The organism is Streptomyces sp. SBT349 (assembly GCF_001083795.1).
Lineage (GTDB): Bacteria > Actinomycetota > Actinomycetes > Streptomycetales > Streptomycetaceae > Streptomyces.
The window spans coordinates 1-7321 of the sequence record NZ_LAVK01000361.1; the positions used below are offsets into that span (position 1 = coordinate 1).

Consider the following 7321-nt stretch of genomic DNA (forward strand, 5'->3'; position numbering starts at 1 on the left):
CCCCGCGTCATGCCGTTCGCCAGCCCGCTCGCCAGGCCCCTGGTCAGGCCCCGCCCGAGCCAGCTCCGTGCCATGGCCCAGAACGGGGCCGGGTCGTCCGCCGCGTACCAGGCCCACTCCACGTCCCCGCCCCGGCCCGTGCCCCGGCCCCTGCTCCCGCCCGGCCGGCGCCCGCGGGCGGCGACGGAGGCCAGCAGCCCGTAGTTCTCCGCCCAAAAGACCTTGCCCAGCGCGGGCCGCTGGGGGCCGACCTCCCGCCCGGTCAGGTCCAGGTGCAGCGCCCTGACCACGTCGAGCCCGGAGCGGTCGGTGAACAGCCGGAACTGCGCGCCGGGCCGCGGGTTGAAATCCAGCAGGTGGTAGACGCCGGTGGCGGCGTCGAGGCGGAAGTCGAGGTCGAGCACGCCGCGGTAGCCGAGGCCGCCCGCCAGGGTCCGCGCCGCGTCCGCGAGCGCCGGATTGGGCAGCCAGCTCCCCACGGCGGTCAGCCCGGCGCGCGGCGGCCAGGACAGCTCCTTGCGCCCGGTGCCGCCCAGCAGGCAGGTGCCGCCCGCGCCGAAGCAGCCGTGGAAGAACCAGTCGTCGCCCGGCCGCCCCGGAACCAGCCGCTGGAGCAGCAGGCGGCTGCCGGCCCGCGGCGTCTGCGCGCAGAGCCGCCTGACCTCCTCCGCGCTGGTCACCACCGTGGTGCTGCGCAGCCCCGAGCCCGGCGGCAGCAGCCAGGGGCGGCTCCACTTGGCGACCGCGGGCAGGCCCAGGTCGCGCAGGGCCGCCACCGCCTCCGCGGCGCCGCCGGGGACCACGGTGGTCGGGTGCGGCAGGCCGAGCCGGGCGCAGAGCGCGGCCAGCTCCGCCTTGTCGGCGGCCCGCTCCGCCAGCCCCTCCGGCAGCTCGGGCAGCAGGAAGGCCCCGCCGAGGCGCCCGGCCATCCCGGCCACGGTGATCGCGCCGATATCGTCCATCGGGATCAGCACGGCGGGGCGGCCGATGCGCCCGGCGGCGTCGAGCAGGGCCCGCTCCACCTCGGAGGGGGAGGTGGCATCCCCCGCGAAGACGTGCGCGCGGCGCAGATAACGGGAGCGCGCGAGGGGCGTGCGCGCTGTCTCGACAAACGCGTGCACCTCCACGCCCGCCCTCCCGAGCGACCTGATCGCGCCCAGCGCGCCGTGGTGGAACGGATTCCGGTCCAGGCGCAGGAGCAGCGCGGGCACCCGGGTGTCGAGCGGTGACATACGAATGATCTTCAACGGCCGTCACCCGCGAGCGCCTCGCACCGGCCAGCCGACGCCTCGATCGGCCTACCGGAAAGCGTTCGCCCAGCTCATTGGTCGGATCGTGTGCTTAATGTCGGATTGATCACCGCGGAAGGAGACCTCCATGCCGTTCGGACTCGGCGTCGCCGCCCTGGGCCTGCTGCTGGCGACCACGGCCGGGGCGTTCACCCCGGAGCCCACGCCGGGGCAGGGCAGCGCGCCCACGCTGCCGAGCGCCTCCTCGTTCGGCGCCTTCCTCGGCTCGGGACCCGAGGGCGTCCGCCGCTCCCGCCACCTGGAGCGGTGGCTCGACGGCACCGCGATGACGGTCGGCCACACCTACCTCCCCGGCGACCTGTGGTCCAACATCAGGGGCCGCCCCGACTTCCTGCGCCCCTGGGCGCGGTGGCGCGCCGCCGACGCCGACCGGCTGTTCGTCCTCAACGTGCCCATGCTGGAGCGCAACGAGGCCGGGCTCCCCGACCGCGAGGTCGCACGCCTGCTGCGCGCCGGCGCGCGTGGCGAGTTCGACCACCACTTCCGCGCCCTGGCCGAGCGCCTGGTCGGCCACGGGCTCGCCGACGCCGTGATCGTGCTGGGCTGGGAGATGAACGGAACGACGTACACCCACCGCTGCGCGCCCGACCCCGGCGCGTGGCGGGAGTACTGGCGCCGGATCGTGACGGCGATGCGGGAGGTCGCCGGGCAGCGGTTCCAGTTCGACTTCGCGCCGAGCCGCGGCCTGGACGCGATCGCCTGGGACCGCTGCTACCCGGGCGACGACGTGGTGGACATCATCGGCATGGACTCCTACGACCAGCCGCCGGGCGAGGACTTCGACGACCAGGTCACCCAGCCCTACGGGCTCCAGCACCACGCGGACTTCGCCGCCGCGCACGGCAAGCCGGTGTCGTTCCCCGAGTGGGGCCTCTACCGCAACGGCGACAACCCCGCCTACATGCGCCGCATGCTGGCCTGGATCGAGGAGCGCAGACCGCTCTACCACACGATCAGCGACTACTGCCCGCACGGCGTCTGGCGCTGCGACGAGAACCCGCGCGCCGCGGCGGTCTTCCGCGCCGCGCTCGCCGGGGACCGGTGAGCCCGGCGCGCCGCCCGGGCCCCACCGGCGGTCAGGAGAGGATGCCCAGGCCCCGGGCGTCCTTGATCCACGAGGGGAACTCGGACAGCAGCTGGTCGTAGAGCTCGTCGTCGGTGACCTTGGTGATGTCCTTGACGGAGAAGAAGCCGACGTTGTCGACCGGGCGGCCGGGCAGCGTGTTGAACTTCTGGAGCACGCCGAAGCGGGAGCGGCCCAGCCCGACGAACTGCCAGAAGACCGGCTCCTTCACGCCCTCCCTCAGCTGGAGCTCGATCTCCTTGTCGCGGTAGATCCCGCCGTCCGAGAAGAAGAGCACGAGGGTGGGGTCGTTCACCGGGTGCTCGCGCACGTAGCGGCGGACGTCCTCGATGACCTTCTGCTCCTCGTTCTGGATGCCGACGCGGGACATGTCCACCTGGCCGGGGGCCAGCCCTCTGGTGCCCTTCCGCCTGCCGAAGAGGCTGAGTTCGCCGACGCGGACGTGGAGCGAGAGCCACTGCGGCAGGTCGCCGAGCTGGAGGTCGGGCAACCTGGCCGGGTCCGAGGCGAACGTCCACGCCTGCATCTCGCCGTCGTCGTCCAGCGAGGCGGCCACGGCCGCCATCCGCTCGACCACGCCGTGCACCACGCCCTTGGCGTACAGCTTGGTCATCGACCCCGACGCGTCGAGCACCAGGATCACCCGGGCCCGCACGCCGGGGGCGGCGCCGTGCTTCTCCAGGCTGACCGCGATCTTCTCCTTGCGCAGCGAGAGCTGCTGGCGCATGTCGACCGGGAGCCGGTCCTCGCCCTTGGTCAGCCGGAGCCCCGGCGCGGGCGCGGGCGCCTGCGCGGGCGCCGAGGGCGCGACGGGCGCCGGGGGCGCGGGAGTCGGCGGTTCCTCGTCCACGCTGATGCCGAAGTCGGTGGCCAGCCCGGCCAGGCCGGTGTCGTACCCCTGCCCCACCGCGCGGAACTTCCACTGCCCGTTCCGCCGGTACAGCTCCCCGCTGACGAACGCGGTCTCGCTGGTGGCCGTCATGTCGAAACGCGCCAGCTCGGCGCCGGTCCCCGCGTCGAGCAGCGCCATCCGCAGCCCGCTCAGCGCGCCGAACGTCCCGCCGTCCGCCGAGGCCGCGAGCACCACCCGTTCGATATCGGGTTCGAGGGCCGCCAGGTCCACGTCGACCGTGTCGGTGCCCTGCCCCTTGCCCGCGTGCCGGACGGCGCCCGAGGCGTGCCGGGGCTGGTTGTAGAAGACGAAGTCGGTGTCGTCGCGCACCCGGCCCTCCCCGGTGAGCAGCAGCGCCGACGCGTCCACGTCGGGCGCTCCGGCGCCGCCCGCGGTCCAGGTGAGCACGGCGCGGACGGCACCTGCCGCCACCGGAACGTTCGCGCCCTTGCTGAGGGTTATGCCAGTCATCCGGCCAGTCTGCCCCGTGGACCCCGGGTCAGGCACCCAGTCCGCCGACGACATGTGTCTCCCGCCGCGTGAACTCCCCCGTGAGCAGGGGCATCGCCTCGCCGATGGCGGCCTTCGCCGCGGGCAGGTCCAGGGAGGCGTCGTGGTGCTCCTTCGACTCCCACACCTCGGTCACCACGATCGCCTGCTCGTCGTCGGCCGCCAGGCCCACCACATAGGAGCGGCAGCCCGCGTTCCGCAGCTCGTCCACCGACCTCAGCAGCAGGGCCACGACCTCGTCGCGCCTGCCCGGCCTTACCCGCATGGTCCCGATGTATCCGTACATGCGGCCATCATGCCGTGGGCCGTGGGCCGTGGGCCGGGAGCCCGTGGGCCGGGGGACCGGGAGCCCGGTCCCCCGGCCCCACGGCAGCGGCGTCAGTCGGCCAGCGGCAGGTAGACCCGGTTGCCCGCCTCGGCGAACTCCCGGGACTTGGCCAGCATCCCGGCCTCGATCTCCTCCTCGCTCAGCTCCTCCGACGCGTCGGGGCCGTACTTCTTCATCACGGCCTGACTGATCTTCATCGAGCAGAACTTGGGCCCGCACATCGAGCAGAAGTGCGCCGTCTTGGCGGGCTCGGCCGGGAGGGTCTCGTCGTGGAACGAGCGGGCCGTGTCGGGGTCGAGGGCCAGGTTGAACTGGTCCTCCCAGCGGAACTCGAAGCGCGCGTCCGACAGGGCGTCGTCCCAGACCTGGGCGCCCGGGTGGCCCTTGGCGAGGTCGGCCGCGTGGGCGGCGATCTTGTAGGTGATGACCCCGGTCTTGACGTCGTCGCGGTCCGGGAGGCCGAGGTGTTCCTTGGGGGTGACGTAGCAGAGCATCGCCGTTCCCCACCAGGCGATCATCGCGGCGCCGATGCCGGAGGTGATGTGGTCGTAGCCGGGCGCGATGTCGGTGGTCAGCGGGCCGAGCGTGTAGAACGGGGCCTCCTCGCACAGCTCCTGCTGGAGGTCCACGTTCTCCTTGATCTTGTGCATCGGGACATGGCCGGGGCCCTCGATCATCGTCTGGACGTCGTGGGACTTGGCGACGCGGTTCAGCTCGGCGAGCGTGCGGAGTTCGGCGAACTGCGCCGCGTCGTTGGCGTCCGCGATCGAGCCGGGGCGCAGGCCGTCGCCCAGCGAGAACGTGATGTCGTAGGCGCGCAGGATCTCGCACAGCTCCGCGAAGTGCGTGTACAGGAAGCTCTCGCGGTGGTGGGCCAGGCACCAGGCGGCCATGATGGAGCCGCCGCGCGAGACGATGCCGGTCTTGCGGCGCGCGGTCAGCGGGATGTAGCGCAGGAGCACGCCGGCGTGAACCGTCATGTAGTCCACGCCCTGCTCGGCCTGTTCGACCACGGTGTCGCGGTAGATCTCCCAGCTGAGCTCCTCGGCCCTGCCGCCCGTCTTCTCCAGCGCCTGGTAGATCGGGACGGTGCCCACCGGGACGGGGGAGTTGCGCAGCACCCACTCGCGGGTGGTGTGGATGTCGCGGCCGGTCGAGAGGTCCATGACCGTGTCGGCGCCCCAGCGGGTGGCCCAGGTCATCTTCTCCACCTCCTCCTCGATGGAGGAGGTGACGGCGGAGTTGCCGATGTTGGCGTTGACCTTCACCAGGAAGTTCTTGCCGATGACCATCGGCTCGGACTCGGGGTGGTTGACGTTGACGGGCAGGACGGCGCGGCCCGCGGCGATCTCGTCGCGGACGAACTCCGGCGCCACGTTCTCGCGGATGGCCGCGAATTCCATCTCGGGCGTGATCTGCCCGCGTCGCGCGTACGCCAGTTGTGTGACGGAGCCGCCGTCCCCGGGACGGCGTTCGGCGATCCAGTCCTTCCGCAGCGGCGGCAGGCCGCGGCGGACGTCGGTGGGGATGTCGGGGTCGGTGTACGGGCCCGAGGTGTCGTAGAGCGTCACCGCGTTCCCGTCGGTGAGGTGGACCCGCCGCACGGGGACCCTGAGGTCCGGGCGGGATCCGGTGACATAGCCCTTGTGTGAGCCGCTGACCGACATGCGCGTGTCGTCGTGCTTGGTCATGAGACCTACTCCCTACGCCGGCATTACCCGGTAACAGGTTCGGCGGTCGGCGCAGCCTCAGCGCCCTCTCAGCCCCGTGCTCGGAGCTCCCGCGATGTGCAAACTCGCGCTCCCACGCTAACGGCACACCGGGCGTGCTGAACAGAGGGCCGTGATTCTTACGCGATGATCGGAGCGTGACGGCTCACGACCCGCGCCCCGCCCCGGACACGTCCCCCGCCGCCGGAGAGGTCCCCGGACAGGGGAACGGGCCTGCCCCGGCGCGCGGCCACACCCCTGGCCCGGCCCCCGGCGCCCCGCACGGCCACGCCCACCACCACGGCCCGGTGGCGCCGGTCTCGCGCCAGTTGCGGCGGTTGATAGCGGCGGTGCTGATCCCGTTCGCCGTCGCCATGGTGGCCGGCGTGGCGCTGCTGTGGCCGGACGGGACGCCGGAGCAGCACGAGCACACCGGGGTCGGCTTCGACCAGCAGCTGGAGGAGGCCCGGGTCACCGAGGTCACCGAGGTGAGCTGCGAGGAGGTCGGGGTGGTGGTGGCCGAGGGCGTCGGGGGCCGCTGCGAGCAGGCGACGGTCGAGGTCACGTCGGGACCCGACGCGGGGCGCACGTTCACCGAGTTGGTGCCGCCGGACTCGACGCAGCGCTACGACGCGGGCCAGGAGGTGATCGTCGCCCACGCGCCGGACGCGCCGGCGGAGTTGCAGTACAGCGTGACCGATGTCGACCGGACCGTCCCGATGCTGGTGCTCGCCGCCGTCTTCGCGCTCGCCGTCGTCGCGGTGGGGCGGCTGCGGGGGTTGCTGGCGCTGGTGGGGCTCGTGGTCAGCTTCGTGGTGCTGACGGCGTTCATCCTCCCGGCGATCCTGCACGGCTCGAACCCGCTGATCGTCGCGGTGATCGGTGGCAGCGTGATCATGCTGGTGACGCTGTATTTGTGCCACGGGGTGAACGCCCGCACCTCCGTCGCCGTTCTGGGCACGCTCGTCTCGCTGCTGCTGATCGGGCTGCTGGGCTCGGCGTTCATGGGCTGGGCGCATCTGACGGGGAACACCGACGACACCACCGGGCTGGTGCACAGTCTCTACCCGGGCATCGAGATCAGGGGCCTGCTGCTGGCGGGGATCCTCATCGGCTCGCTCGGCGTGCTCGACGACGTGACCGTGACCCAGACCTCGGCCGTCTGGGAGCTGAAGCAGGCGGAGCCGGGCGCGAGTTGGATCAAGCTCTACCGGGCGGGGATGCGGATCGGCCGGGACCACATCGCGTCGGTGGTCAACACGCTGGTGCTGGCCTACGCGGGAGCGGCGCTACCGCTGTTGCTGCTGTTCTCGATCGCACAGAGCGGCGTGGAGACGGTGGCGTTCAGCGAGGTGGTCGCCGAGGAGATCGTCAGGACGCTGGTGGGGTCGATCGGCCTGGTGGCCTCGGTGCCGGTGACCACGGTGCTCGCGGCGCTCGTGGTGGGCGCGGAGCGGGGGCCGCGCTCACCACGAGCGCCGCGAGCAC

At 72.6% G+C, this 7321-nt stretch carries 6 protein-coding genes and 1 riboswitch; of the genes, 2 read left to right on the forward strand and 4 right to left on the reverse strand.

All coding sequences use genetic code 11. The features are described from left to right. Window positions 1-1232: hypothetical protein (locus ADY01_RS30005; RefSeq protein ID WP_049579748.1), on the reverse strand; the 1232-nt coding region annotated here is incomplete at its 3' end. Window positions 1233-1377: 145 nt separating this feature from the next. Between ADY01_RS30005 and ADY01_RS30010 the strand changes: the two genes are divergently transcribed. Further along, window positions 1378-2355 carry a glycosyl hydrolase gene (locus tag ADY01_RS30010; RefSeq protein WP_107081870.1) on the forward strand — a complete coding sequence of 326 codons (978 nt, stop codon included), beginning with the start codon at window positions 1378-1380 and terminating at the stop codon, window positions 2353-2355. Window positions 2356-2386: 31 nt separating this feature from the next. Here the strand turns inward: ADY01_RS30010 and ADY01_RS30015 are convergent, their stop codons facing one another. From ADY01_RS30015 to thiC, 3 genes are all read right to left on the reverse strand, one after another. After that, complete coding sequence (locus ADY01_RS30015) at window positions 2387-3757, reverse strand: VWA domain-containing protein (protein WP_049579750.1); 1371 nt, start codon at window positions 3755-3757, stop codon at window positions 2387-2389. 28 nt (window positions 3758-3785) lie between these two features. Then, on the reverse strand, window positions 3786-4082 hold the full coding sequence (locus ADY01_RS30020) for a putative quinol monooxygenase (protein WP_049579751.1): 297 nt from the start codon (window positions 4080-4082) through the stop codon (window positions 3786-3788). 92 nt (window positions 4083-4174) lie between these two features. Then, window positions 4175-5815 carry a phosphomethylpyrimidine synthase ThiC gene (gene thiC / locus ADY01_RS30025; protein ID WP_049579753.1) on the reverse strand — a complete coding sequence of 547 codons (1641 nt, stop codon included), beginning with the start codon at window positions 5813-5815 and terminating at the stop codon, window positions 4175-4177. After that, window positions 5807-5918, reverse strand: a riboswitch (TPP riboswitch). Its footprint overlaps the gene before it by 9 nt. A 73-nt stretch (window positions 5919-5991) precedes the next feature. On the opposite strand from thiC, the gene ADY01_RS30030 reads away from it, so the two are divergent. Beyond that, window positions 5992-7321, forward strand: a 1330-nt coding sequence (locus tag ADY01_RS30030) for a YibE/F family protein (RefSeq protein ID WP_078900737.1), incomplete at its 3' end; no start/stop codon positions are given.

Coding starts and splice junctions, on each gene's coding strand:
- ADY01_RS30010 (WP_107081870.1), top strand. CDS start 1,378: ATGCCGTTCGGACTCGGCGTCGCCGCCCTGGGCCTGCTGCTGGCGACC.
- ADY01_RS30015 (WP_049579750.1), bottom strand. CDS start 3,757: ATGACTGGCATAACCCTCAGCAAGGGCGCGAACGTTCCGGTGGCGGCA.
- ADY01_RS30020 (WP_049579751.1), bottom strand. CDS start 4,082: ATGTACGGATACATCGGGACCATGCGGGTAAGGCCGGGCAGGCGCGAC.
- thiC (WP_049579753.1), bottom strand. CDS start 5,815: ATGACCAAGCACGACGACACGCGCATGTCGGTCAGCGGCTCACACAAG.